Source organism: Nibricoccus aquaticus, assembly GCF_002310495.1.
Lineage (GTDB): Bacteria > Verrucomicrobiota > Verrucomicrobiia > Opitutales > Opitutaceae > Nibricoccus > Nibricoccus aquaticus.
In genome coordinates this window covers 1036810-1061995 of the sequence record NZ_CP023344.1, presented here as the reverse complement: position 1 = coordinate 1061995, position 25186 = coordinate 1036810, and the positions used below count along the sequence as shown (strand labels likewise).

Below are 25186 nucleotides of genomic sequence, written 5' to 3'. Positions count from 1 at the left end.
GCAAAGGCGCGAAGGCGCAAAGAAACCAAGCTTCAGAGTGAAAGCTCGTGGGCGGTCACGCTGAGCGCGTAGGTGGCGGCGGTTTCGCAGCGGAGCACGAGGGTGCCCAGTGTGGCTGGGGCGAAACCGGAACGGAGAGCGGTTTCGACTTCGGCGGGGGTGAAATCGCCTTCGGGGCCGATGAGCCAGAGGACGCGGCGGGGGGCGTGGCCGAGGGCGGCGGCGGTTTCGGCGAAGAGCGTTTTGAGCGGTTTCGCGCCGGGGTGGAGGCTGGCGATGAGTTTGAGATCGTAGCCGCTGTTGCTCGTGGAGCGGGCTCCGTAGTGGGAAGCAAAGAAGGCGTTGAGCGATTGCAGCGGGGCGATCTCGGGGAGCCAGGGGTTGCCGCATTGTTTGGCGGCTTCGAGGGCGGCGGTGCGCCATTTTTCGATCTTTTTGTCCTGACGGTCGCCGTCGAGGTGAACCTGGGTGCGTTCGCTCACGATAGGGACGACGCGGGCGGCACCGATCTCGGTCGCTTTGCGGATGATGTCGTCGAACCCGGGGCCTTTGGGGAGTGCTTGGGCGAGGGTGATGGCGTGGCTGAGGGGAGGGGCGCGGTGCGTGTCGCGAACCGTGAGGACGGCGGCGTTTTTAGCGTCGGTCGTGAGTTCGCAGATCCATTCGGTGCCGCGACCGTCGAAGGCGATGACGGGGGCGCCGCGGCGGGCGCGGTTGACGACGATCAGGTGGTGGGACTCGTCGGGGGTTAGTTGGAGAGTCGTCGGAGCAGTTTCCGGAGGGATCGAATGAACGCGAAAGTCGGGCATGAGAACGGATTGGCGAAGTGCTGGGGCCTGAAAACAGTAAGGGCGCTGGCCCTATGAAAGACCAGCGCCCTTGCCGACTTTTAGAAACTACAAACTATGACTACCAAAAAGAACGGTAACTAACGTGGGGTAAGACGCGGTGGGGGCGGTGGCGTTCAAAATGGCGGGAAGTTTTTTGAGGAAAGTTTTTTGGGGGGATTCTGCGGGAGGATTTCGCGAGGGGGAAGCGGAGCTGGGCGATGAGATTTTTGGGGCGAGGGAGGTTGGGGGAACGGACGACGCGGAGGTCGTCCCTCCACGAGGAGCGCAAACGGGTCGGAGGTCGTCGGGAGCGGAGGAGTTGGTCAAAATTTCCGTTTACATGGGGGCGGTCGTTTCTACGGTCGGGGCCTCGTTCGGTGCGCCCAGATGGCGAAATTGGCAGACGCGCTAGACTCAAAATCTTGTTCCGAAAGGAGTGTCGGTTCGACCCCGACTCTGGGCACCAACGAGAAGGGCGATCGAGGGGCGCATGAAAAATAATGGAGGGATGGGCGGACTCGCGCCGTAGTATCTCACGAGCCAGTTGAGTGCTGGTGCTTTTTAACCCTTAAAATCGTCAACGATCTCTATGAAATTCATCCGTATCCTCCTCACCCTCGGTTTTGCCTCCATGCTGTTCGCTGGTGCCGCTCAGGCGGGCGACGCGAAGAAGGAAGAAGGCAAGTCCTGCTCCGAGTGCTGCAAAGACAAGTGCCCGGCCGGCAAAAAAGAAGAGAAGAAGCCCTGAGTCAGAGAAGTCTCCGGCTCTTCGAGCTGAGACTCAGATTTGCGAACCGTGCTCCGTCTGGGGCGCGGTTTTTTTGTGGGCAGACTTGCAGGTGATTGAGCCGGGGAGGGCTGACTCGGAGAAATGGGAGAGGAGGGGGGGTAACCACGGATTTCACGGATGGTCACGGATGCGGCCGGCGGGAGCCCCTGTTATTGGTTGAGGTGCCAGATGGAGAAATTCAGGGCGGTGGCGAAGGTGACCCAGAGGAGGTAGGGCGTCCAGAGCATGGCGGCGGGGCGGTCGATGCGGGAGAGGCGGACTTGTATCCAGAAAAGGGCGGCGAGTAGGGCGACGATGTCGATAAAGGCGAGGTCGGGACGGCGCAGGCCGAAGAAGAGGAGGGACCAGGCGGTGTTGAGGATGAGTTGGAGGAAATGCGCGATGAGGAGAGCGCGGACGGCGGGGCGCAGGGCGGGGTTTTCGCGGTGGCGCCAGACGCGCCAGGCGGCGATGGACATGAAAATATAGAGGATGGTCCAGACGGGGGCGAAGACGGCGCTGGGGGGATTCCAAGCGGGCTTGGCTATGGTGGGGAACCAGGTCGTGACGCTGGAGGCGGTGGCGAGTCCACCGATGGCCGAGGCCGCGAAAGAGGCGGCTAGAAAGCCGGTGAGAGCGAACCAGTCGCGAGGTTTGATGGGAGCGGGCGTTGGATCGGAATTCACGGGATGAACAAGATGTGTCTGGCGTAGGAATGCAAAAAGGCGCCGCGATTAAGCGGCGCCTTTGAGAAAGCAGAAGAGGGAGGAGGCAGGATCAGAATTTGAACTGATCGATGTTCTCTTTGGTGAAGACGAAGGGTTTTCCGAGGAGGATGTTGTCGCCGTCGATGGCGATCGAGCCGAGTTTGCCGGCGGCGACGCTGGAAGCGCCGGGGGCGAGCGAGCCGTCGTGGAGCGCTTTGGCGGCGGTGACGGTGAGGTAGCCGAGGTCCATGGTGTTCCAGAGGACGATGGACTGGACCCAGCCGTCTTTGACGTATTCGCGATTCAGATTCGGCGTGGAGAGGCCGGTGAGTTTTACGTTGGTGCGGCCTTCTTGTTTGAGGGCTTCGGCGGCGCCGGGAACGGCGGGGGAGCAGATGGCGAGGATGGACTTCACGTTGGGGTAGGCGCGCGTGATGTTCTTGGCCTCGAGCATGGCCTTGTCGCGCTGGCCGTCGCACGGGTGGATGGCGGCGAGTTTCATCTTCGGGTGCGCGGCGGCCATGCGCTCTTTGATGAACTTGATCCACTCGTTCTGATTAGCGTCGGTGAGCGAGGCGGTGATGATCGCGTATTCGCCTTCGCCGCCGGCGAGGCGGGAGCCTTCGTCGGCAAGCGTGGAGCCGATGCCTTGGGCGGTGGCTTGATTCACGAAGAAACTGCGGGCGTCGGAGCGGGCGTCGGCGTCCCACGTGATGACCTTGATGCCGCGTTGCTGGGCTTTGCGGAGGACGGAGGAAATGGCTTCGGGACTGGCGCAGCTGGCGGCGATGACGTCGACGCCTTTGGTGATCCATGCCTCGACGATTTCGTTTTGCTTCGCGGGATCGGGATCGGTCGGTGCGTCCCATAGGATATCGACGCCGAGTTTGGCGGCGGCTTCGTCGGCGCCTTGTTTGCAGGAGACGAAGTAGGGGTCGGCCTTGGCTTTCGGCGTCATGGCGACGACGAGTTTTTTCGCGACCGGCTCGGGCGAGCCTGAGGCGTTGCGGGCTGCGGGGGAACCGGTGAGCGAGCGGGCGAGGAAGATGTTGCTCGCGGCGATGAGGACGGCGCCGCCGAGGATGGCGGCGATGATGAGGGCAACCTGGCTGTTTTTCATATCAAAGTCGGAAGAGGTGGCGTTGGGGTTGTTGGAAAGGGGGCGGGTGCTGGCGATTTGCGCGGCGCGTTGCTGGCGGTTCCAGAGCTGGTTCAGCGCGATGGCGACGATCAGGATGAGGCCGGCGCAGAGACCGGCGATCTCGCTGGGCTGACCGGAGAGGCGCAGGCCGTTTTGGAGGACGACGAGACAGAGCAGGCCGAGCAACGTGCCGTGAAGCGTGCCGCGTCCGCCGGCGATGGCGGTGCCGCCGAGAACGACGGCGGCGATGGCTAGGAGTTCGTAGCCGGTGCCGGCGTCGGCTTTGGCCTGACCGATGCGGGCGACGTAGACGATGCCTGCGAGCGCAGCGCAGATGCCGCAGATGATGTAGCTCCGTAGTGTGATCGACCCTACGCGCACACCGGCGAAACGGGCTCCGGCGGCGTTGAAGCCGAGGGCGGTGAGCTCGCGGCCGAAGACGGTGCGGTGAAGCAGCAGCCAGAGCGCGATGAAAACGACGAGGAAGACGATGAACTGAACGGGGAGAAAACCGCCGAGGTAGTTTTGGCCGAGGGCGAGGAAGGACGACGGGAAGCCGGTGTAGCTGACGTAGCCGCCGGTCGCGGCTTCGGCGAGGCCGCGGAAGAGGGAGAAGGTGCCGAGCGTGACGATGAGCGGAGGGACGCGAAGGCGCGTGATGAGCAGGCCGTTGAGCGCGCCGCCGGCGGCTCCGAGGACGACGGTGAGCGTGGCGGCGATCCAGATGGGAAGGCCGAGGCCGGACCAGGATGCGCCGAGGACGACGGCGCCGAGGCCCATCATCGAGCCGACGGAGAGATCGATGCCGCCGGTCTTGATGACGAGAGTGAGACCGAAGGCGAGCAGGCCGATTTCGGCGGCGAGGCGCGTGATCTCGAAACCGTTTTCGACGGAGAGGAAGTTGTCGCCTGCGATGGCGAAGACGGCGATCTCGAGCGCGAGGACGAGGAGCAGGACCCACTCGGCGTTGGGGCACCAACGCGTGAGGAACGACGGGCGCTTGGTGGGGATGAAGTAGGGCTGCGGCGCGTTCACGTGGCGGCCTCCTTCTTGCCGAGCGCGGTATCGCTGACGACGGCGGCGAGGATTATCGCGCCTTGGATGGCTTTTTCCCAAGCCGGGTTGACGTGTAGGAAAGTGAATACGGTGCCGATGGCGCCGAGGAGGATGACGCCGAGCAGCGTGCCGAAGAGTGAGCCGCGTCCGCCGGTGATGGCGGTGCCGCCGACGACGACAGCGGCGATGACTTTGAGTTCGAGGCCGAGGCCGGCGTTGGTCTCGATGGTGGGATAGCGGGTGAAGTTGAGCAGGGCGGCGGCGGCGGTGAGCGCGCCCATGAGCACGAAGGCGGCGAGGACGACGTTGGGTGGATTGAGGCCGATGCGACGGGAAGCTTCGTGATCGCAACCGACGGCGTAGAAGCTGCGGCCGGCGGACGTGTTGCGGAGCGCCCACGCGAAGAGTGCGAAGAGTATGAGGGCGGAGGCGATGTAGAGCGGTTGAGCGGTTTGCTGGCCGAGGCCGAACCACTGGAAGCTGGAGGGGAGGTCTTGAATCCAGTCGCCGCCGGTGGCGCGGATGATGGCGTTGCGGAGGATCACCATCGTGCCGAGCGTGGTGATGATGGCGGGGATGCCGAAGCGGGAGACGAGCAGGCCGTTGAGTCCGCCGAAGGCTGCGCCGGCGGCGACGGTCGTGAGGACGACGAGCGGCATGGGCAGGCCGGCCTTGGCGGCGAGACCGGCGAGCGCGCCGCAGACGGCGAAGACGGAGCCGATGGAGATGTCGATCTGCGCGGCGACGATAACGATGGTCATGCCGATGGCGGCGATGAGCACGGGCAGGTTGTCGATGACGAGATTGCGGAGATTGCCGAGTGTGTAGAATCCGGATACGCCGAAGAGCGGCAGCGCGAAGAGCACGGCGATGGCGGCGAGAAGAGCGAGTTCGCGTTTGCCGAGGCTCATGCGGCGTCCTCCATCGCGAGGTGAAGAACGGCTTCGCGGGTGGTGGCGCGGGCGTCGACAGTGCCGGCGAGGCGGCCCTTGCGCATGACAGCGATGCGGTCGGCCATGCCGAGGAGTTCGGGGAGCTCGGAGGAGATCAGGATGATGGCGAGACCTTGTTTCGCGAGCTGGCCCATGAGGCGGTGGATCTCGGCCTTGGCGCCGACGTCGATGCCTTGGGTGGGCTCATCGAGGATGAGCACGCGGGGTTCGGTCGCGAGCCAGCGGGCGAGGGCGACTTTTTGTTGATTGCCGCCGGAGAGGGCACGGGTTTGCGCGAAGATGCTGGGAGCTTTCACGCCGAGCTGGCGGAAGAATTTATCGGCGAGTGCGTTTTCCTTGGCCTCGTCGAGCCATTCGCCGTTGAGGCGGCGGAGGAGGGCGAGGGAAATGTTTTCGGCGATGGGAAGATCTTCGACGACGCCGTGGGCTTTGCGGTCTTCGGGGACGTAGGCGAGGTGATGGGCGATGGCGTCGGAGACGGAGGTTATGGCGACAGCGTTTCCGTCGATGAGGATTTCGCCTGAGTCGGCGGGGGTGAGGCCGAAGAGGGTGCGGGCGAATTCGGTGCGGCCGGCGCCGACGAGGCCGGCAATGCCGAGGATTTCGCCGCGGCGGACGGAGAGGGAGATGTCGGATACGCCGCCGCGAGCGCAGGTGAGATTACGCGTTTCGAGAACGACGTCGCCGATGGAGGCGTGAGTTTTTGGAAACATCTCGGCGAGATCGCGGCCGGCCATGAGCTGGATGAGCCGGGAGCGATCGACGTCGCGCTGGAGGTAGGTGCCGATGTAGCCGCCATCGCGGAAGACGGTGACACGGTCTGCGATGCGGAGGACTTCCTCGAGGCGGTGGGAAATGTAGAGGATGCCGACGCCGTCGGCGCGGAGTTTTTCGACGAGATCGAGAAGCCGGTCGGCGTCCTGTTGCGAGAGCGAGGCGGTGGGCTCGTCGAGAATGAGGACGCGGGCGTTGCGGCCGAGGGCGCGGGCGATTTCGAGGAGTTGTTTCTCGGCCATGCGCAGGTCTTTCACGGGCGCGTCGAGATCTAGCGATGCGCCGATGCGCGAGAGAAGTTCCTGGGCTTTGGCGCGGCGGTCGCGCCAGGAGATGATCGCGCCGTCCTCGGCAATGCGGAGATTTTCGGTGACGGAGAGTTCGTTGAAGAGCGTGGGGTTTTGATAAACGCAGGCGATGCCGAGCTGCTGCATCCGGCGAGGCGAGGTGTCGGCGATGAGTTCGCCAGCGACGTGGATGTCGGAGCCGGAGTCGGCGGCGATGAGGCCGGTGATGATCTTGATGAGCGTGCTTTTGCCCGCGCCGTTTTCGCCGAGGAGGGCGTGGACTTCACCGGGGCGGAGCTCGAACTGGACGCCACGGAGGGCGCGGACGCCCGGATAGGTCTTGGCGATGTTTTTGAGATCGAGGAGCGGGGCGGGCATCAGGCGAGGCGGGTAAACGGGGGACGGAGCCAACGGGGTAGCGCAGGCGGCGTCACGCGCGAAGATGGAAATTTCGGACGGTTCGCGGGGAGAGGGGAGCATTTTAGTCCCCGGAGCAGCGAGATGGGTGATTGATTTTCATGGGAGAGGCGGAGGCTGCCGGGATGATTTATCGGACTGGATTTCCGCCGAATTCTTACTGTAATTTTTATGGGCTGTCGCCCGTGTCATTTAGGCTGGTTTGTACACCCCACGCGTCGTGGTCTTCCCAAGATCCGGCCTACCCCTGTCCGCCGCTTCGCTCATTAGTCCCCCTGTCTGCTTGTGACGCATTTTCTGCGTTCGTTCGTAGGCTTCCCGTTTCGTCGTCGTGGCTACGCCTTTCCCTACACACCAATGAACACCACCCCTAAGGACACGCTCCTATCAGTCGCGCACCGCAGCCGGTTGCGCAGTGCCGTCCCCGTTCTGCCGCTCGCTTGTGCGTTGCTAGGCGGAATTCTGCCGACTTCGTCGGCGCTCGCTCAATCCACCGAAGCCCGCCAAGGCAGCGGTGTCATCACTGGCCGAATCTCCAACGGTGGTACGGGCCAGTATCTCCAAAATGCGGTGATCGTGGTGGATGGCACTGGTCTCCAGGCGCGCACCTCTACGGATGGCTATTTTCGCATTTCGGGTCTGACGCCCGGCACCTACAAAGTGACGGCTACGTACACCGGTTTGAATGCGGAGACGCGCACGGTGGTCATTTCTGAGGGCAAGGATGAGATGGTCGATTTCGATCTCAGCTCGGAAATCTACATGCTGGGTGAGTTTATTGTTTCTTCGGAGCGTGAAGGTTCGGCCCGCGCGATTCAGGAGAAGCGCGAATCGATGAGCATGAAAAACATCGTGGCCGCCGACTCCTTCGGGAACGTGGTCGATGGTAACATCGGCGAGCTGATGAAAAATCTGCCGGGCATCACGGTGGATTACGCCGGCGGTGAAGATGCTGCGGCCATGCGTTTCCGCGGTATGGATCCGTCTCTCGCGAGTATCACTATGGACGGCAATTCCATCGCGACGTCTCCAGGCGGTGACTCTCGCAGCTTCTCTCTTACGGATTTCGCCATCCAGAATATCGAGACGATCGAGGTAAATCTCGCGCCGACGCCCGAGCAACCGGCCAACAGCATGGGTGGCTCGATCAACTTTAAGACCAAGAGTGCATTCAATCAGAAGGGGCGCCGTATCCGCCTGGACGCCAACTTGAGCTTGAACAGTGCCGAGCTGGAATTCCAGAAGACGCCCGGTGGCGCGCGCACGCCAGATCGCAAGCTGATGCCTGGCTTTACGCTTTCCTACACGGAAGCATTTGGTCGCGAGCGCCCGATCGGCGTTTCTCTGGTCGCAAGCTTCAGTCAGCGGTTCCGCTTCAATAACTCCTATTCGTTGCCCGGCGGCTATGCTTACAACGCGTCGGATCTGGCTGCCAATGGCGGTCTCGCAACACCCGAGATGCAGGGGACGATTCCCAGCGTTCTCTGGACCGAACGTGCCCAGGCTAATGAGCGGCGCTACATAGCGCTCAATCTGGATTACAAGCTGTCTGACTCCACCTCGTTGTTCCTGTACAATTCGCTTACGCAGGATCGTGGCTTGGGCGACTATGGGCATACGGTTCGCGTGACTTCAGGCATCCAGCCTGTCGGAGCGAGCTTCGACAAAATGCTCTCCCCGACGGGAGCGTCGTTTGGGATGAGCACGAGCGTGAGCAATAACAACACCCGGGGCTTCTCGGTGAATCCTGGCGTGAAACATAGGTTCGGCGATTTGCAGATCACCTATGATGCCTATCTCTCCCGCTCAGAGTACAAGCCGGACCATGATCGCAATTACTCGGTCGGCTATGGCTTGAACGGCCTCGGTCTTACGATCGACGGCATTTCCGGCAATGCTACGGGCGTGCTGACCCAGACTTCAGGCGTCGATTATAAGAATATCGCCAACTATCGTTCCCTGTCGATGTACCAGGATTACACCTACGGTACCGATGAGCAGCGCGGAGCCAAGATCGATGGCAAAAAGCCGTTTTCATTCTGGGGCGTGCCAGTCGAACTTCAGCTGGGCGCTCGTTACAACGAGCAGACCCGCGATCTGCATCGCTTCTACCGCAAATGGGATCTTACGGGTAACAGCAGCTCCAGCGCCTTCGGCACGGCAGCTGAGCCCAATCTCCAGCAATTCGCCGATCCCTATTTCGGCGATCAGTGGAACTTCGACGTTCCGGTGCCCAACTGGATCAGCCCTTACTTGGTGCATGATTATTACACCACGCAGCCTGGGATGTTCTATAACAACTATATCGAAGGGGTGCTCTCGAATGACCGCAGTCTCTTCATCCAGGGTTCGTACTCGCGTGAACGCTATGGTGATCGCGATAGCAAAGAGCAGATCTACGCCACCTACGGCATGGCGACCGCCAAGCTGCGGCCGAACCTCGTCCTCATGGCGGGTGTTCGCTATGAGTTCACGAAGTTGACGGCGACGGGCATCAGATATGACAGCACGAGCAACATCTTCCAGACAGGCCGCCGGTTCGATACGGTCACAGTGGGTTCTCCTTACTACGGAATCACTGATCAGCAGTATCTCGCGAACCTGCTCTTTGAACCCGTCACCGGCCGTAAGTCCTACGACAAAGTGTTTCCCAACGTGCAGGTCCGCTATGAGCCGTTGAAGAACCTGGTGGCCCGCGCTGCTTACACGACCAACATGGGACGGCCGGACTTCGGCGCGGTCATGCCTGGCGATAACGTGTACGATCACATCAATCTGGTGCGTCGTAACAACACCAAGCTGATGCCGCAGGAAGGCACCAACTACGACTTCAACCTCGAATACTACCTGCCGCGCTCGGGCGTGCTTTCTGTCACGTTCTTCCGCCAGGACATCGAGAAATACATCTACAGCGTCATCTACTCCGAAACGCGTCCGAACAGCGTCAGCGGTCTCGATGAACCGTGGACGATTGAAACCCGTGAGAATGCGGGCAAGGGCAAGAACGAGGGTGTGGAGTTCGAGTACCGCCAGAAGCTAGGATTCATCACTCATTACCTGCGCGATCTTGAGTTCCGCGCGGTCTTCTCCGCGGCTGATCCTGAAGCGCAGTTCCTGCGTCGCACGGGTACGCCCATCTACCAGGATAATCCCACCCAGGCTGAAGTGGATGCGTACATGAACAGCCCGATGGAATGGACGAAGATCCCGCTGGCCAACGTGGTCGAGAAATCGGCCAACGTCCGCCTGACCTACAACGGCCGCCGGTTCTCCGGTTCCGTGGCTGCATTCTGGCGCGATGAGTTTGCCCGCACGCTCAACCTCGGGACGCTCGCACACACTTATCAGGCCGCCGATCTGCGCGTTGACCTGAATCTCACCTACAAGATGAGCAGCCACTGGAACGCTTACTTCGACTGGCGCAACGTCACCGACGAAGCCGACGAACGCAGCATCTTCAGCCGCACGGGTGGTTACTACACCTCGGGCATGGTCATGAACGTCGGTATCAAAGCCAACTTCTGACCTCCTCTTCATGCCTGACCGGCGGCAAGCCGATCGGGCGCACCTCTCACCTTATTTTCATTTTTTGATCATGATCTCTCTAACGAGTTACAAGCGCCTGACCGGCACCGCAGTGCTGGGCATGGCAGCCGCGCTCACCGCTTCCGCCCAGGTTACCGTCGTCGATTGGATCGGCGTTGATTCGAACTACTTAAACCCCGCCAACTGGAGCAATAACGCCGTGCCTAATGGCACGTCCGGCCTGCGTTTGACGGCGACGCCCACTAATCGCGTGATGAATCTGAATCATACGGCGGCCGGTGCTGTCACCTATCAGGTGAACGCCATCCGTACCGGCGTCAGCCTCGGCTACACGTTTAACCTCTCCGGCAATCAGAATGGCTGGCTGACCTACAACATCGTCGGGCGCGGCACGCATCCGTTCAACACCGAGCCTTTGACCAACAGCACGGGCAACGCGGCGAACCGCCTTTCGTTCTACATGAACGTCGGCCCGTACACGACCATCTCGCTTGCTGGTGCTTCGCTGCTGGCCAGCGGTGGTACCTCGGGACTAATCTACGCCGAAATCAATCTGATGGGGAATTCGAACATCGATGCCTCCGGAATCCTCGGCACGCGCATCGAGCTGGGCGGAATCAACATGGAGCAAGGCACCTCGCTGAACGTCGGCACGAAGGCGCTCACGATTGCCGGTGCAACCCAGGCCGGGCAGACGGCGCTCTGGGCCGGCACGATCACCCAGACTAACGCGGCGGCCGGCGACACCCAGAAGTGGGGGCCCGGCATCACTCGCGTGACCAGCACGGGTGTGGTGAATATGCCTACACTGTGGAATATGCGTGCGGGCACTTACCTGGTGGACGGTATTCATAATGGCCCCATCGCCATCAATGGAGCCACGACGGTGGGCGGCACGGGTGTCATCAACGGCAACGTGACCACCAACCTCAACGGCGCCCTCGCTCCCGGCGGCCGTCAGGCGGCGGGGACGCTCACCATCAACGGCAACGTGACGCTGAACGGCTCGCTCAGTATCGATCTGATTTCTCCCACCGAGTTCGACCGTTTGGTGCTCAACGGTATTCTTACTCTAGGGCCGACCGGTAACCTTGCAGTGGGTCTGGCCGACTCGTTCCCACTCCAGCCCGGCACCTTCCGGGTGCTCACGACGAACCAGCCTATTGTGGGCACGTTCTCCTCGGTTGCGCTCCCGTCCAGCCAGGGCCTGGCGGCTTCTTACGTGCTCGGATCGAACTATCTGGATATTAACTTCACCCAGCTGGCGTTCGGCACGAATCCTTTGCTGGTTGGGAATCATCAGTCGATCGCAGCGCGTATCGACCAAGCTGTGCTTGCGGGGACTGCTCCCAACAGCCTGCTCGACACACTGAACCGTCAGCCATCGGTGATCCTGTTCCGCCAGGTGCTCGATGAGCTCTCGCCGACCACGTATCAATCCTGGTTCCCCTCCGCAGTCGTGCGGACGAACTCGATGGTGCAGACAGTGGACGACCAGCTGTTCCAAGACGCTCGCATGGGACGTCGGGATGGTTCCATGCAGAGCTTCTTCCAAGGGTACCGTCAGGAATCCTCACGTGATCCCGATGCCAACGCGGCTTACTCGAACTATGACACGATGGCCGCGCTGGGCGGTTTCGATTATGCGTTCGGTGAGAAGCTGGTCGTAGGCGGTTTCCTCAACTACGAGACGACCGACTTCGATCTCGATGTGAGCGGTGGTCTCAGCACCGCCGAAAGCATCACGGGTGGCGCTTATGCCCGGCATACGCGCGGCAAGCTTCAGGTCACCGGCACGGCCTTCGCCGGTACCGATGAGTATGAGTCCAAGCGCAGCATTGTGCGCACGCGCCTGGGCACTTGGGCTCTGGCTGAGACCAAGGGCAGCCGCTACGGCTCCAGCGTGACGGCCGCTTACGAGATCAAGACGCCGCTGTTCGATATCACGCCGACGGTCGGTGCGCAGTACCTGAGCTGGGACGCCAAAGCATTCCGGGAAACCGGTTCGAATGGGGCGAATCTTCGCGTGAAATATCAGAGCGAGGCTTCACTGGCCTCACGTGTAGGATTCCGGATCGCGCGCAGTTTCGAAATCAAAGCCGGAACTCTCCGTCCATTCTTCAACGTCGCCTGGCAGCACGAGTTCAAGGACGGCGAACGTAACCTGACGTCGGAACTTTTTGGCGGCACTTACACGATCAAAGCCACCGGCATCGATGCCAACGGCTTCCGCGTGGATACCGGTGTGGATTGGAATATCACTCAGGCCATCAGCCTCACGGCGCGCTACATCACCGAACAAGGTGGCGCTGCGGATGAGAGCGTGGGTGTGCGCGGTGGTCTGACCATCGCCTTCTAAAAGGCCTTCAGGCTATCGGTTGTTTACATCGAGCGCCGCAGGAAACTGCGGCGCTTTTTTGCGCCCGGTTTCTGTGATCGAGCGTGATCGCGAAGCGGCGAGGAGGGGACCGGTCAGGCGAAGCAGTAGGGCCAGTAGCGGAGCGCGAGCGGTTGGAGGCGGATGGCTTCGCGGAAGTTTTGGCGAGCGGTGGCGCGGTCGGATGCGCGGAGGAGGCGGCCTTGAATCCAGAGCGCGTGCGCGAGCAGGCGGCGGCGCAGGGCGAGCGGAAGCGAGGCGTCTTCGTGGTGCTTGCGGTAGAAGGCCACGGTGTCGGATGCCACGCGCAGGGTCTTGGTCATGCTGCTGCCTTCGTGCTTGGTGTAGCGGCAGGTCACTTTCCCCGTGCAGGCGATTTTGCCGCCGCCAGCTAGTGCGCGGAACCAGTAGTCGCGGTCTTCGCCGATGCGGAGGGTTTCATCGATGAGTCCGATCCTGGAGATGGTGGCTTTGGGGAGCGCGACGCAGGATGAGGTCTGGACGAAGGAGTGTTCGAAGATCCAGCGGCGTGGCTCTTCAAGCCAGGGAGCGGGCGGGAGATACGTACCCATCGTCTGGTGACGATCGCCGTCCCAGAGCTCGATGCCGGAAAAGGCGAGTGCGGCGCCTGCTTCCAGCGCGAGACTCAGATCGGCGAGGTGGGTTGGCGTCCACTGGTCGTCGGCGTCGAGGAAGGCGACGCCGTCTCCTTGGGCGAGCGCGAGCAAGCGGTTACGCGCGGCGGCGACGCCGCGGTTGACGCCGAGATTATCATACACAATCCGGCGGCCGGGGTGGCTGGCGGCGAATTGCTGGACGAGGGCCTCGGTGGTGTCGCGCGAGCCGTCTTCGACGACGATGAGCTCCCAGTCGAGATGGGTTTGCGCGGCGATGCTGGCAAAAGCGGCTGGGAGAAACGGGTCGGCCTTATACGCGGCAATGAGGATGCTCAGGTTCATCGACGGAGGCTCAGGCGGGGCGGGCGTCGGTGACGAAATCGAGCCAGGCGAGGCTGCGTTTCATGCCTTCAGCGAAGGTGACAGGCGGCTGGTAGCCGAGGCGGGCGGTGGCATGCGCGTGCGGGAGTTTCCACGGGCATTGCTGCAGGAGACTGAGCTCTTGCGTGAGGCTCGCGGGTTTTGCGGACGAGCGCAGAACCCAGGCACCTGCGCCTGACGAGGGTGTGGGCCAGGCTTTGAGCACGCCTTTGACGATTCGCTTGAGGCGGTAAGGGACGGCTTGTCCGGCGCGCGCGTAAGCGGGGGTCAGCGTGAATGCGGTGAAGCGGCTGGCGCGTTCGGGGGCGAATGCGGGGACGGGCAGATCGGTGAAGGCGGTTTCGTCGAGGCCTAGGTGTTGCGCGATGGGCAGGAGGAATTCGCGCCAAGTGACAGTCTCGGCGTCGCCGACGATGAAGGTTTCGCCGGCGACTCCGGGCGTGATGGCGGCGAGGCGCATGGCTTCGACGAGGTTGTCCACGTAGATCGTATTGCAGATGCCTTTACCGTGGTTGAGCCAGCCGGCGCGGTCGGCGCGGAGGTCGGCGGCGGGGTCGGTGATCCAGCGGGAGCGGGGGCCGAAGACGACGCCGGGGCGGAGCATCACGAGTTCGACGCGGCGGTCGCGGGCGCATTTTTGCAGCGCGCGTTCGGCATGCACTTTCGCGTTATTGTAGATGAGCGGGTGCCGGTCGTGCAGCGGGGTAGAGTCGTCGGTGCCGGTCGGGCAGTTTTGTCCGAAGACGGAGGCGCTGCTGAGCCACACGAGGCGGCGGACGCCGGCGGCGGCGCAGGCGTCGTAGGTGACTTTCGCCATGTGGACGATCTGGGCGGCGTCCCCAATCGCGGCGTGGATACAGATGTCGCAGCCTTTGAGCGCGGCGGCGAGCGGGGCGACTTCGACGAAGGAGGCGATGCGCCAGTCGAGGGCCTGGCGGGCGAGGACGGCGAGGCTGGCGGGGGAGCGCACCAGCGGGATGAGCGTGAGGTCGGCGCGCTGGGTTAAGATTTCGGTCGTGCGCAGGCCGATGAATCCGCTGGCGCCGATGAGGGCGATTTTCGGTGAAGAGGAGGGCGTGCTCATAGGGCCTTGGGAAGCGGGGCGAGCCAGGGTTGGGTGAGCGGCTGGCGGGCCTGGTAGCATTTTTCGATGAGCGTGATCGCGCGAAGGCCGTCGGCTCCGGTGATGAAGGGCGAGCGGTTTTCCCGGATGGCGGCGCAGACATCGGCGAGTTGGGCGATGAAGGCCTGGGGATTGGTTTCCAGAGCGGCGGTGGGGCCGGTCGGAACTGGCGGGAGTGGATCGCGCAGCTCGGCGGCGAAGGTCATGGGGAAACCGTCGAGGGTGAGTTCGAGGTGGTTGCTGGCGTTGACGCGGGCGTGAATCGTGGCGCGCTCGAAACGGAAGACGTAGCAGTTGGGCGTGGGCCAGTCGCGGCTGAGGCGTAGCGAGACCTGGACGTTGTTGGGGAATTCGGCGTTGAACTGGCAGTTGGCCTCGAGGCCGCCCTCGGCGTCGTCGGCGTAGGTGAAGCGGTCGGGTTCGCCGAGCCACCAGAGCAGGAGATCGAGGACGTGGACGCCAATGTCGAGAAGGACGCCGCCGGGGGTTTGTTCTTTGCGGAAAAAGGAATCGGTGGCGGCGGGCCAGCCGAAGCGACCGCCCTCGGTGAGCGTGACTTCGCGGAGAGGGCCGAAGGGCTGGCGCTCAATGAGCAGCTTGATCGCGCGGTGCGCGGGCATGAAACGCTTGTAGTGGCCAGCGGCGAGGCGTTGTCCGCTGCGGGCGCCGGCGGCGACCATGGCGGCGCCTTCGGCGGAGTTAGACGCGAGGGGTTTTTCGCAGAGGACATCGAGGCCGGCGGCGAAGGCGGCCTCGGTTTGTTCGCGGTGAAACTTGGGCGGAGTCGCGATGATCGCGAGGCGGGCACCGGAGGCGAGGCCCTCGGCGAGAGTTGCGCAGGGCTTTGCTTGAAGTTCGGTGCCGAGGGATTCGCGAGCGTTGGCGGAGGGATCGACGACGGCGTTGGTGCGGAGGATGCCGTGGCGGGCGAGTTCGCGGAGGGCGGGGACGTAGAAGAGGCGGGAGACGGCGCCGCAGCCGACGAGAACGACAGGAATCGGAGAGCTGGCGGTGGAGGTGGTCACGGGTGCGTAGCGCAGAAAGGGCGAGGGCGGGAGGGTGAGTCAACGCAGGAGAGCGCGCTCGAACTGGTCGTGGATGACCGTGGGATTAAAGGGGCCGCGGGCGAGCGCGCTGCTGGCGGCAGCGAGTTCCTGCCAGTGGGTTTCTGTGCGGAGGGCTCGGGCCCATTGGGCGAAGCCGTCGAAGCGGCTGGGATCGAAGAAGTGAACGTAGCCGTTCTTGCGTATCCACTGACCGGTGGCGCTTTCGACCGGGGCCAGCACGGCGCAGGGAAGGCCGAGGTGGGAGTACTCGATCCATTTACTGGGGAAGCTGGTGGCGACCCAGGGCATCTCGGCGATGGTGTCGGGATAGGCGACGAGCACACCGGCGGCATCGTGGGCGAGGTGAGCGAGGGCTTCGCGATTGGTGGGAAACGGGGCGACCCAGTCGGCGGGCTCGGCGGCGAGGAAGGCGCGGAGTTCGGGAGTGTCGCGCGAGAGGATGACGAGGCGTGCGCCGGTGGCTTGGAGGGCGCGGGCGATTTTGGCGAGGATGGGGAATTGGGCGGGCCAGAGAGCGCCGGCGTAATACACGCGGGGATTTTGCGAGCGAGCTGGAGTCCAGTGTGCGGGCTGATCCCAGCCCTCGGGAAGCGGGAGAAGCGTGTGGCGCTGGGATTCGGCGACGTCGTACTCGCGGGCGAGTTCGGGGGAGACGAACCAGCAGCGATGGGTGGCGCGGAGGATGCGGGCGTGGCGGGAGCGGAGGATTTGCTTTTCCTCGGGCGAGGAGGAGAAGGCCGCGGCATCGTCGTGGATGAGGAGCGAGAGCGGGGCTCCTGACTGGCGGGCGAAGTGGGCGGCGATCTCGGTCGAGAAGTCGGCGTGAGCGGCGAGGTATCCAAAGATCGCATCCGGCGGGGCGGAGGCGGTGAGGCGGCGGCATTCGCGGGCGAGCAGCCAGGTGCGGACGCGGCGAGAAAAGGCGTTGTCGGGACGAAATGGTGGCCACCAGCGGCGGCGGAGCGGGAGATGGCGGATGGTCCAGCCGGCTTTTTCGCAGAGAGAAGTATCCTGACCGCCCTCGGGGATGACGGTGATCTGCCAGCCGTGGGCGGCAAGGCGGCGGAGGTGGCGCAGGACGATGATAGGACTGCCCGTGCCTTCGCCGGGGGCCTGGCCGATGTAGGTCAGGCGGGGCATGAGAGGCTGGCGATTTTTTGCGCGGCGCTTTGTTCGCCGCGTTGGCGGGCGGCTTCCATGCGGCGCACGGGAGCGGGCTGGCGGGAGAGACGATAGGCGGAGAGCCAGCGGTTGATGCGGCCGGGCGTGACGGCAGGGCGATAGGCTCCGCGCACGTGCAGGACGAGCGGCGCGGAGGAGGCGATGCCTTCCATGAGGCGTTCGAGGTAGGCGAGTTCGAGGCGGCCTTTGGTCATGAGGTGACGGAGGCTCAGGCGCGGGGAGAGGCCGATACCGAGCCCCTGGTCGATGGCGGTGAATGCCATGTCGGAATCGCCGCCGGAGACGAGGGAGGCGCCTTTGCGGTCGAGCTCGCGGCGCAGGGGGCTGGCCTTGGTTTCGCGCGCGTAGGTTTCGGCAATGTGGCGGCGGATGCACATGCCGGCGCCGGTGGGGACGATGTCGTAGCGGTACTCGTTGGCCCAGGTAAAACGGGTGGTTTCGCGGATGGCGAGGTAGCAGAGGTAGGGCGCGGCCCAGGAAGGAGGCGGCGTCTCAAATTCGCCGATACAGGAACCGCCCCAGCAGCCGAGCTGCGGGTTTTCGACTGCGAGGGTGGCGGCGGTGCGGAGGTAGTCGGGCTGGAGGATGTTGTCGTCGTCAACAAAGACGAGGAGCTCTCCCGACGTTTCCGCGATGCCGCGGAGGCGGGCGGGGGTGAGGCCGAGTTCGTCCTCGCGCACGACGCGGGCGCGTGGATGCCAGGAGAGATCGAGCCGGGCGGAGAGAGGATCGCGGGAGTGGTTATCGACGAGCACGAACTCCCATTGAGCGACCGGGAGATCCTGCATGCGCAACGAGTCGAGCGTGCGGGCGAGGAAATCGGCTCGGGGGTTGTGGGTGCAAAGGATGACGGAGATCATGACGAGGCGGCGGGCGGGCGTGTGCTTAGAGGCCGATTTTGCGGCGTACCTTTCCGCCGAGGATGCGGAGCTTATCCATCAACGGGCGGAGCGGGCGAGAGTGGTGGCGGGTGAAGTCGCGGATGCGGAGTTTTTGTTTACCGAACCAAGAAAGGCCGAGACCGCGGTAATGATAGTAGAGGTGGCGGTTAGGGATTTCCCAGCCCGGGATGTTGAAGCCGGCCCAGTGGATGAGGAAGAGTTGTTTGCCGTCTTGGGGATCGCCGGGGCGGTCGATGAACCAGCGGTTGTGGATTTTTTTGAAGCGTTGTTCGCACCATTGTTTATCGGCGAGATCCGGGATGAGCGTAGTCATGCGCGTCTGGGGAATGCCGAGGTGATCGACGGCGAAGTTGAGGAATCCCTGGTCGCCGCGATCCTGGAACAGGTGGGCCAGGGGCTGGGCGGCGCGGACGGCGGTCTGGAATTTTTCGAGATCAAAGACGCCGAGGCGGGAGAAGAAGTGGCCGGAGTTGAAGCCGAGCGAACCGTGGTCGCGGATCATGCGATCGCGGAGGGGGCCGGCCTGGTAGACGCGCTCGTGATCGACGTCGAACGAGGCGAAGGGAACGGGAGATTTCTCGAAGGTTTCGAAGAGAGGTTCGAGAGGGGCGAGGACGCAGATGTCGGCGTCGAGGTAGAGGAAGTTTTCAAACGGGCCCCAGAAGATGGCGAGGCGGCGGAAGAGGAATTGATGGTGGGAGTAGGGGGAGCTGGCCCAAAGATCGAGGCCGACCTGTTCGAGCGCGGGGAAGGCGGGATCGCTGTGAATCTCGATGCGGTAACGGGCGCAGAGCTCGCGGGTGCGGGTGAGCTGGGCGTTGTAGGGAATGAGGCGCGCGGGGAGATCGGGTGAGTGCTGGCGGAGGCTGATGAAGAGCGCTTCGAGGTAGTCGGCGACGCGATCGTTGCCGAGCATGTACACGCCGCGCGGTGCTGGAGAAGGTGCGGGAGTATTCATCGGGTGGCTCTGAGGATGCGCAGCAGGCAGCGGGTGTTTTCGATGCGCCAGGGCGCACTGCGCCAGGCGCGCCAGGCGTAGCGGCGGGCGGTGGCTTTTTCGCGGCCATCGACAGCCCACCAGGCCCACTCGCGGTACACGGAGGCGGCATCGGGGTGGGCGGGAGAGGGATTGAAGACGAAGGAATCGGTGAGGCCGGCGTGGGCGCGGGCGTCGCGGCAGAGTTCTTTGAGGAGGACGGTCTGTTTGTCGCGGCGCAGGTAGTTCGTGCTTTGGGCGTGGATACGGTAGCGGAGGAGCGGCTCGTCGAGATTGGCGAGTGGGCCGAGGCGGGCGGCGCGGAGGTAGAGATCGTAATCCTCGACGAATTTGTAGGCTTCGCGGTAGCCGCCGGTTTCTGTCCAGGCGCGGCGGGGGCCCATCACTGCGGGATGGATGAGGGCGCCGCTGTTGCCCGCGAGGAGGGCGGTGTGGATGGCGGAGGCGTCGTGCGGAGGCGCGTAGGTTTTGAGGCGGGCGGCGGTGGAGTCGATGAACTCGACGTTGGAGCCGACCAGCAGGACAGCGGGGTTGGCCTGGAGGAAGGCGAGCTGGCGTTCGAAGCGTTGCGGAGCGCAGAGATCGTCGCCGTCCATGCGGGCGAGGAAAGGCGCGGAGCTGGCGGCGATGGCGTCATTCATGGCGCCGACGATGCCGGTGTTGGGGCGCGAGATGATTTTTAGGCGCGGCTCGGTGGCGGCGATTCCCTGGAGGATCGCGAGGGTGGAGTCGGTGGAGCCATCGTTGACGACGATGATCTCGAAGTCGCGAAACGTCTGGGCCTGCACGCTGGCGAGCGCGTCGCGAACGTAGGGGGCTACATTATACGCGGGGATGATGACGGAAATGAGCGGGCTGCGGGCCATGGCGTCAGCTGCGGGTGAGGGTCTTTTTCAGGGACGAGAGGATGCGGCGCAGGAGGGGGCGTTTTTGGGAGTTGCCGCGGAAGTGGAGAATGCGGGCGGCGTCGAAGATGCCTTCGGCGGTCATGGGATCGACCATCTGCGGGCGGACATTGTAGAGGCGGTTATCGAAGGTGGTCAGGGGAACGCCGTGGCGTTGCGCGGCTTTTTCTTCGAGGACGAGCGTGTTGAACCAGTGTTGATCGCAGAAAATACCGGGGCGCATGACGGCGGCGTCCTGGGCGCGGGTGCGGTCGTACCACTCGGTGAGCAAGGCGGTGGTGGCGGGCGTGCGGCGCACGAGGAGCACGCCGGTGTTGAAGTGGTCGGGATCGGTGTAGGAAAGGAAGCGAGGAGGGGTGACGGACCAGTCGGCGAGGAGATCGTGGGCGGCGGCGAGGTCGGCGCGGTCGAAGAGCGCGAGCAGCGAGGTGAGGTCTCCTTTGACCTGGGTGTCTGAATCGAGAAAGAGCGTTTCCTCGAAGGGGGAATTGAGGAGGCCGAGGGGTTTGTATTTGAGCGGGTGATCGAGTGGATCGAGCTGGCAGAAAATATCGGCGTGACGGGATTTGAATTTCCGGGAGGGCGAGGCGAAGGCGATGGGGAGACCGGGGTTGAACTTCCGCAGCATCCTGGCGGAGAACTCGGCCTCCTCGAGGTAGCGCGGGTGGCCGGAGACGATGTAGAGCGCTCCACGGCGGGCGGGTGTTTTCATGCGGAAAGATTTTTTGGCGCGCGGATGCGGGTGCTAGCGTTTGAAGCGTTTGGCGACTCGCTGCCACTGAATGCCGACGTAGTCGCTCACGCGCTGACTGAGAGCGGCGCGGCCCTTCCAGAGATTTTGCCAATCGAGAGAAACGCGCGTGGAGAAACTCTCGGGGCGGTGGCGATCGCGGCGGTAGAGCAGGTGGTTGGGGAGGACGCCGGGGAGTTTGATGCCGTTCCAGTGGAGGATGCAGAAGCGTTTGCCGTGGTAGCGGGAGAATTTGTCGTCGAGCACCCAGGCATCGCCCTTGTGGACAACGGGGCAGAAACGGCCGTTGTTGGTCTCGCAGTAGGCGGGGTCGAGTTCAGCGAAGTTGAGGTGTTTCCAGCGGTGGAAATCGACGAAGTAGTTGAGCATCGCCTGATCGCGGGTGTCGTGGAATTCGCGGCGGATGGCCTTGTGGGTTTTGAAGAATGCCTGGACCTCGGGGAGCGTGGTGGAGGCGTTGCGGGCGAGAAAGACGCCGGCGTTGAAGCCGCGGGTGACGCCGGAGGAGACGAGTTCGTCGCGGAAGGCGCCGGCCTTGTAAACGTATTCAAGGCATGAATCGAAGCTGAGGAACTGGAGGCCGGCGCGGTCGAACTTGTCGAAGAGGGGGTGGAGGTCTTCGAGGAAGAGGACGTCGCAGTCGGTGTAGAGAAACAGCTTCGCGGGACCGAAGAAGGCGTAGAATTTTTTGAGCATCGCGTGGTCGCGGTGCTTTTCGTCCCAGAATTCCTCGGCGGTTTCGTGGAGAATTTTGAGGGAAGGGTCTTCGACGATCTGGATGCGGTAGCGGGCGCAGAGCTCGCGGGTGCGGGCGAGGTCGTCGTTGAACGGGAGGAGGTAGGCGGGGAGGTCGGGGTTGGTGCGGCGGAAGCTTTCGAAGGCGGCGATGCCGAAGTTGAGCACGCGGTCGTTGCCCAGGAAATACACTGCGCGTTCGACGGAGGAGGCGTTCATGGGGTGGGAGACAGTGCGCGGAGGACGGGGCCGTAGGCGATGTCGCGCGAGAGATGCTGGATGACTTGCTGGAGGAGGTTTTCGCCGAGGGTGCGCTGGGTGGAGGCGTCGGCGAGGATGCGGCTGACGCCGTCGGCGAAGGCGGTGGCGGAGGACGCTTCGATGACGGCGGGGCGGAAGAAGCCGAGGCCCTGGAGACCGATGGGAGTGGTGACGACGGCTTTGCCGTAGCTGGCGGCCTCGACGAGTTTGATTTTCACGCCGCTGCCGTTGAGGAGGGGGACGATGACGGCGGAGGCTTCGGCGTATTCGGCGGTGAGATCGGGAACGCGGCCGCGGATGACGACGCCGGGAGGAACGTCGTTCACGATGCTGCCGATGCCGCCGCAGATGTGGAGAAGGGCGCGGGGATTTTTTTCGCGAATGAGCGGCCAGGCTTCGCGCAGGAACCAGAGGATGCCCTCGCGGTTGAAGTCGTTGATGCCGCCGACGAAGAGGACGCGGTCGGGGACGGTGGGGCCGGGGAGCGGACGGGGTTCGGCGGCCTTCGGGGTGATGATGATCGGGCGGGAGGGGAGGAAGGTGCGGAAGATGGCGGCGTCGTCTTCGCTGATGGCGAGGATGTGCCGGGCGGCGGCGAGGAGACGGGCTTCGCCCTCGGGGGTGGCGGGGTCGGGGTCGAGGCCGGGTGTGCGGTCGAGTCGTTGAGAGACGACATCGCACGAGAGAATGGCGGTGGGGAGCGCGTCGTGGCCAGCGAGCAGGGGGGCGAGCCAGCAGTAGTTGACGAGAATCGCGTCGGGGCGGAAGGCGCGCACACGTTTTTCGAAGAAGGCGTGCTCAGCTGGGCTGGGCAGGGCGCTCCAGCTGGCTTTGGTGAGAGAACCTGAAGCGGGGGCGGGAGTCGGCGTGGAGGAGGAGGCGGGTTGTTTTTTGCGGGCTTCGCGGGCGGAGAAGAGGAAGCCGAGGCCGATGGATTTGAGAGAGACCTTGATGGTATTCAGCGCGCGGGCTTTGGCGCCGTGGCCGTGCTCGGCGGGGAACCAGATTTTACCGGCGAGGGTGAGGCCGCCGATGATGTGAAGGCGGGCGGCGCGCTGGAAGTGGGCGGGGATGCGCCAGGGGGAGTTGTTTTTGACCGCGCCGTCGGCGTGCAGCCAGGCGACCTCGGTGACGAATCCGCGCGTGGAGAGGTACTCGATCAGATCGAAGAGGTAGGCGCCCGCGCCGTCGTTTTCCGGAAAGGGATTGTGACGGGTCGCGACGAGCAGGCGTGTGGGGCGGCGGGCCACGGTGCGACGCGGTTACAGGGTTTGCACCGTAACCGTGGGCGGGATACGGCAGGCACCGAAGCCGCGGTCGCTGACTTTATCTTTGCGGCTGGTGGTGACTTCCCAGATGGCGAAGCGGGAGGCGACGTCGAAGTAGTGGGCGCCGGCGGCGGCGCTGGCGCTCATGATGTACTGGGCTGGATGAAGCGGGAGCTGGTCGAGGTGGAGGCGGATGACGTGGCGGCCGGCGGGAAGAGTGACGGGGGCCTGGGCGGCGTCGGAGTCGAGGGTGAGCACGCGGCTGCCTTCGAGGGTTTCGAAGGCGAGGCCTACCATGAGGTCTTTGACGGTCTGGGTACACTCGATGGTGAGCTCGACGTTCATGGGCTCGCCGTAGCTGAGGCCGGTTTCGCCGAGGGCATTTATCTGCGTGATTTTGCAGAGGGTACCTTTGCCGTGGTCGCGCGGGAGAGCGGAGGTGTCGACGGCGCGGCCGGATTCGCCTTTGCGGAAGGCGGCGTTGTAGCGGTCCACGGCTTCCTCGACGCCGAGGAGAGGGCTGGCGCGGCCTTTATCGAGGACGATGCACTTCTGGCAGAGGCGGCGCACGGCGGACATGTGGTGGCTGACGAAGAGGATGGTGCGGCCGTGGCTGTTGGCGACCTGCTGCATCTTGCCGATGCACTTTTCCTGGAAGGCCTGGTCGCCGACGGCGAGCACCTCGTCGATGATGAGGATCTCGGGTTCGAGATGGGCGGCGATGGCGAAGGCGAGACGCACGTACATGCCGCTGGAGTAGCGTTTCACCGGGGTGTCGATGAATTTGCCGATCTCGGAGAAGGCGACGATCTCGTCGAACTTGCGGGCGATTTCTTCGCGGCGCATGCCGAGGATGGCGCCGTTGAGGAAGACGTTTTCGCGGCCGCTGAGCTCGGGGTGGAAACCGGTGCCGACCTCGAGAAGGCTGCCGACGCGGCCGCGCAGGACGATTTCGCCGGTGGTGGGTTCGGTGATACGGGAGAGGACTTTGAGGAGGGTGGATTTGCCGGCGCCGTTGCGGCCGATGATGCCGACGACTTCGCCGGGATGGATCTGGAAGCCGACGTCGCGCAGGGCCCAAAAGTCGCGTTCGGAGTTTTCCTCGTCCTTGATGCCGCGGAGGCGGCGGCCGAGGCGCTGCACGTCGTCGCGCAGCGAGGTCATACCGATCTGACCGAGGCGGTATTTCTTGGAGATGTTGCTGGCTTCGATGATGGGCTGGCTCATGGGTCGGTACTCAGACGGTGTCGACGAAGGTGCGGGCGGATTTTTGGTACGAGAAGAGTCCGAGCGCGAAAACGGCGAGGGTGATGGCGACGGAGGTGGCGTAGCCGGAGAGGGTGACGGTGCCGACGCCGAGGAAGAGGAAGCGGGTGGTCTCGACGATAGCCGTCATGGGGTTGAGGTGAGCGAGCCAGACGAAGCCGGGAAATTTTTCGCTGATGGTGGAGAGCGGGTAGATCACGGGGGAGCCGTACATCCAGAGGGTGACGAAGAAGCCCTGGACTTGCTGGATGTCGCGGTATTTGGCGGAGAGGGCGGAGAGGGTGAGGCCGACGCCGAGGGCGAGGACGGCCATGTGGACGACGATCAGGGGGAAGAGGAGCCAGTTGATGGAGGGCAGCGCAAGGAGCTGATCGGGGGAATGGGTCAGCTGGTGGTGGGCGTAGAAGCCGAGGAAGGTGACGAGCTGGATAACGAGTGCGAGAAGGCTGGAGATGGTGACGGCGAGCGGGGGGATGAGGCGGGGGAAATAAACCTTGGCGAAGAGGTGGGTGTTTCCGGCGAGGGAGTTGGCGGTGGAGCCGAGGACGGTGGAGAAGTAAGTCCAGGCAAGCTGGCCGCTGAGGAAGAAGATCATCGGCGGGAGTTTATCGGTGGATACGCCGACGATTTTCCCGAAGACGAGGGTGAAGGCCAGGGAGTTGATGATGGGACTGACGAGAAACCAGAGGGGACCGAGGATGGTCTGCTTGTACTTCGAGGTGAAGTCGCGCTGGACGAGGAGCCAGAGGAGGTCGCGGTAGTTTTTGAGTCCTTCCAGATCGATGTGAAACCAACTCGTGTTGGGACGGATGCGGATTTCGATCTCGGAGGGAGGCTGGGAGGGATTCACTGCGTGCGTCTGGTTAAGAGAGGA

Annotated in this window: 20 protein-coding genes and 1 tRNA gene; 4 read left to right on the top strand and 17 right to left on the bottom strand. The window is 63.6% G+C overall.

Annotated elements, in window-relative coordinates; genetic code table 11:
• Window positions 1–32: 32 nt before the first annotated feature.
• The gene (locus tag CMV30_RS04630) at window positions 33–809 is read right to left on the bottom strand and encodes an RsmE family RNA methyltransferase (protein WP_096054928.1); all 777 of its coding nucleotides are present in this window, start codon (window positions 807–809) and stop codon (window positions 33–35) included.
• A gap of 402 nt (window positions 810–1211) precedes the next feature.
• On the opposite strand from CMV30_RS04630, the gene CMV30_RS04620 reads away from it, so the two are divergent.
• Both CMV30_RS04620 and CMV30_RS19745 read left to right on the top strand, forming a co-directional pair.
• Window positions 1212–1296: transfer RNA gene (locus CMV30_RS04620), tRNA-Leu, on the top strand.
• A 123-nt stretch (window positions 1297–1419) separates the two neighbouring features.
• Entirely contained in the window at window positions 1420–1578 is a 159-nt protein-coding gene (locus tag CMV30_RS19745) for a hypothetical protein (protein WP_175414730.1), read from the top strand.
• Between the two features lie 191 nt (window positions 1579–1769).
• On the opposite strand, the gene CMV30_RS04615 is transcribed toward CMV30_RS19745, so the two are convergent.
• The 4 genes from CMV30_RS04615 to CMV30_RS04600 all read right to left on the bottom strand — a co-directional run bounded on the left by CMV30_RS04615 (window position 1770) and on the right by CMV30_RS04600 (window position 6895).
• Window positions 1770–2285, bottom strand: coding sequence for a TspO/MBR family protein (locus tag CMV30_RS04615; protein WP_217494458.1), 516 nt, complete (start codon window positions 2283–2285; stop codon window positions 1770–1772).
• 91 nt (window positions 2286–2376) lie between these two features.
• The gene (locus CMV30_RS04610) at window positions 2377–4482 is read right to left on the bottom strand and encodes a substrate-binding domain-containing protein (protein ID WP_217494457.1); all 2106 of its coding nucleotides are present in this window, start codon (window positions 4480–4482) and stop codon (window positions 2377–2379) included.
• Window positions 4479–5414: an ABC transporter permease gene (locus tag CMV30_RS04605; RefSeq protein ID WP_096054926.1), complete on the bottom strand. Its 936-nt coding sequence runs from the start codon at window positions 5412–5414 to the stop codon at window positions 4479–4481. The genes CMV30_RS04610 and CMV30_RS04605 overlap by 4 nt, the downstream gene beginning before the upstream one ends.
• Window positions 5411–6895, bottom strand: coding sequence for a sugar ABC transporter ATP-binding protein (locus tag CMV30_RS04600; protein ID WP_175414729.1), 1485 nt, complete (start codon window positions 6893–6895; stop codon window positions 5411–5413). The genes CMV30_RS04605 and CMV30_RS04600 overlap by 4 nt, the downstream gene beginning before the upstream one ends.
• Window positions 6896–7291: 396 nt before the next feature.
• On the opposite strand from CMV30_RS04600, the gene CMV30_RS04595 reads away from it, so the two are divergent.
• Window positions 7292–10459, top strand: coding sequence for a TonB-dependent receptor (locus tag CMV30_RS04595; protein ID WP_096054924.1), 3168 nt, complete (start codon window positions 7292–7294; stop codon window positions 10457–10459).
• A 10-nt stretch (window positions 10460–10469) separates the two neighbouring features.
• Window positions 10470–12839: an autotransporter family protein gene (locus tag CMV30_RS04590; RefSeq protein ID WP_096054923.1), complete on the top strand. Its 2370-nt coding sequence runs from the start codon at window positions 10470–10472 to the stop codon at window positions 12837–12839.
• A gap of 113 nt (window positions 12840–12952) precedes the next feature.
• Here the strand turns inward: CMV30_RS04590 and CMV30_RS04585 are convergent, their stop codons facing one another.
• The 12 genes from CMV30_RS04585 to CMV30_RS04530 are packed head-to-tail and all read right to left on the bottom strand — an operon-like array spanning window position 12953 to window position 25162.
• Window positions 12953–13816: a glycosyltransferase family 2 protein gene (locus CMV30_RS04585; protein ID WP_096054922.1), complete on the bottom strand. Its 864-nt coding sequence runs from the start codon at window positions 13814–13816 to the stop codon at window positions 12953–12955.
• A 10-nt stretch (window positions 13817–13826) separates the two neighbouring features.
• A complete protein-coding gene (locus tag CMV30_RS04580) occupies window positions 13827–14939 on the bottom strand; it encodes an NAD-dependent epimerase/dehydratase family protein (RefSeq protein WP_175414728.1) in 1113 nt (370 codons plus the stop codon).
• On the bottom strand, window positions 14936–16003 hold the full coding sequence (locus tag CMV30_RS04575; protein ID WP_096054920.1) for a Gfo/Idh/MocA family protein: 1068 nt from the start codon (window positions 16001–16003) through the stop codon (window positions 14936–14938). The genes CMV30_RS04580 and CMV30_RS04575 overlap by 4 nt, the downstream gene beginning before the upstream one ends.
• 39 nt (window positions 16004–16042) lie before the next feature.
• Window positions 16043–17185 (bottom strand): glycosyltransferase family protein, encoded by a 1143-nt coding sequence (locus CMV30_RS04570; protein ID WP_096054919.1) that lies wholly within the window; start codon window positions 17183–17185, stop codon window positions 16043–16045.
• Window positions 17173–18087: a glycosyltransferase gene (locus tag CMV30_RS04565; RefSeq protein ID WP_096054918.1), complete on the bottom strand. Its 915-nt coding sequence runs from the start codon at window positions 18085–18087 to the stop codon at window positions 17173–17175. The genes CMV30_RS04570 and CMV30_RS04565 overlap by 13 nt, the downstream gene beginning before the upstream one ends.
• A 25-nt stretch (window positions 18088–18112) precedes the next feature.
• Window positions 18113–19087 carry a glycosyltransferase family protein gene (locus CMV30_RS04560; protein WP_138223127.1) on the bottom strand — a complete coding sequence of 325 codons (975 nt, stop codon included), beginning with the start codon at window positions 19085–19087 and terminating at the stop codon, window positions 18113–18115.
• Window positions 19084–19992: a glycosyltransferase family 2 protein gene (locus CMV30_RS04555; protein WP_096054916.1), complete on the bottom strand. Its 909-nt coding sequence runs from the start codon at window positions 19990–19992 to the stop codon at window positions 19084–19086. Before CMV30_RS04555 ends, CMV30_RS04560 begins: the two co-directional genes overlap by 4 nt.
• A 4-nt stretch (window positions 19993–19996) precedes the next feature.
• Window positions 19997–20743: a putative nucleotide-diphospho-sugar transferase gene (locus CMV30_RS04550; RefSeq protein ID WP_096054915.1), complete on the bottom strand. Its 747-nt coding sequence runs from the start codon at window positions 20741–20743 to the stop codon at window positions 19997–19999.
• A gap of 33 nt (window positions 20744–20776) precedes the next feature.
• A complete protein-coding gene (locus CMV30_RS04545; RefSeq protein WP_096054914.1) occupies window positions 20777–21736 on the bottom strand; it encodes a putative nucleotide-diphospho-sugar transferase in 960 nt (319 codons plus the stop codon).
• Window positions 21733–23028 (bottom strand): glycosyltransferase, encoded by a 1296-nt coding sequence (locus CMV30_RS04540; RefSeq protein WP_096054913.1) that lies wholly within the window; start codon window positions 23026–23028, stop codon window positions 21733–21735. Before CMV30_RS04540 ends, CMV30_RS04545 begins: the two co-directional genes overlap by 4 nt.
• A gap of 12 nt (window positions 23029–23040) precedes the next feature.
• Window positions 23041–24273 carry an ABC transporter ATP-binding protein gene (locus tag CMV30_RS04535; protein WP_096054912.1) on the bottom strand — a complete coding sequence of 411 codons (1233 nt, stop codon included), beginning with the start codon at window positions 24271–24273 and terminating at the stop codon, window positions 23041–23043.
• Between the two features lie 10 nt (window positions 24274–24283).
• The gene (locus CMV30_RS04530) at window positions 24284–25162 is read right to left on the bottom strand and encodes an ABC transporter permease (RefSeq protein ID WP_096054911.1); all 879 of its coding nucleotides are present in this window, start codon (window positions 25160–25162) and stop codon (window positions 24284–24286) included.
• Window positions 25163–25186: the final 24 nt, after the last annotated feature.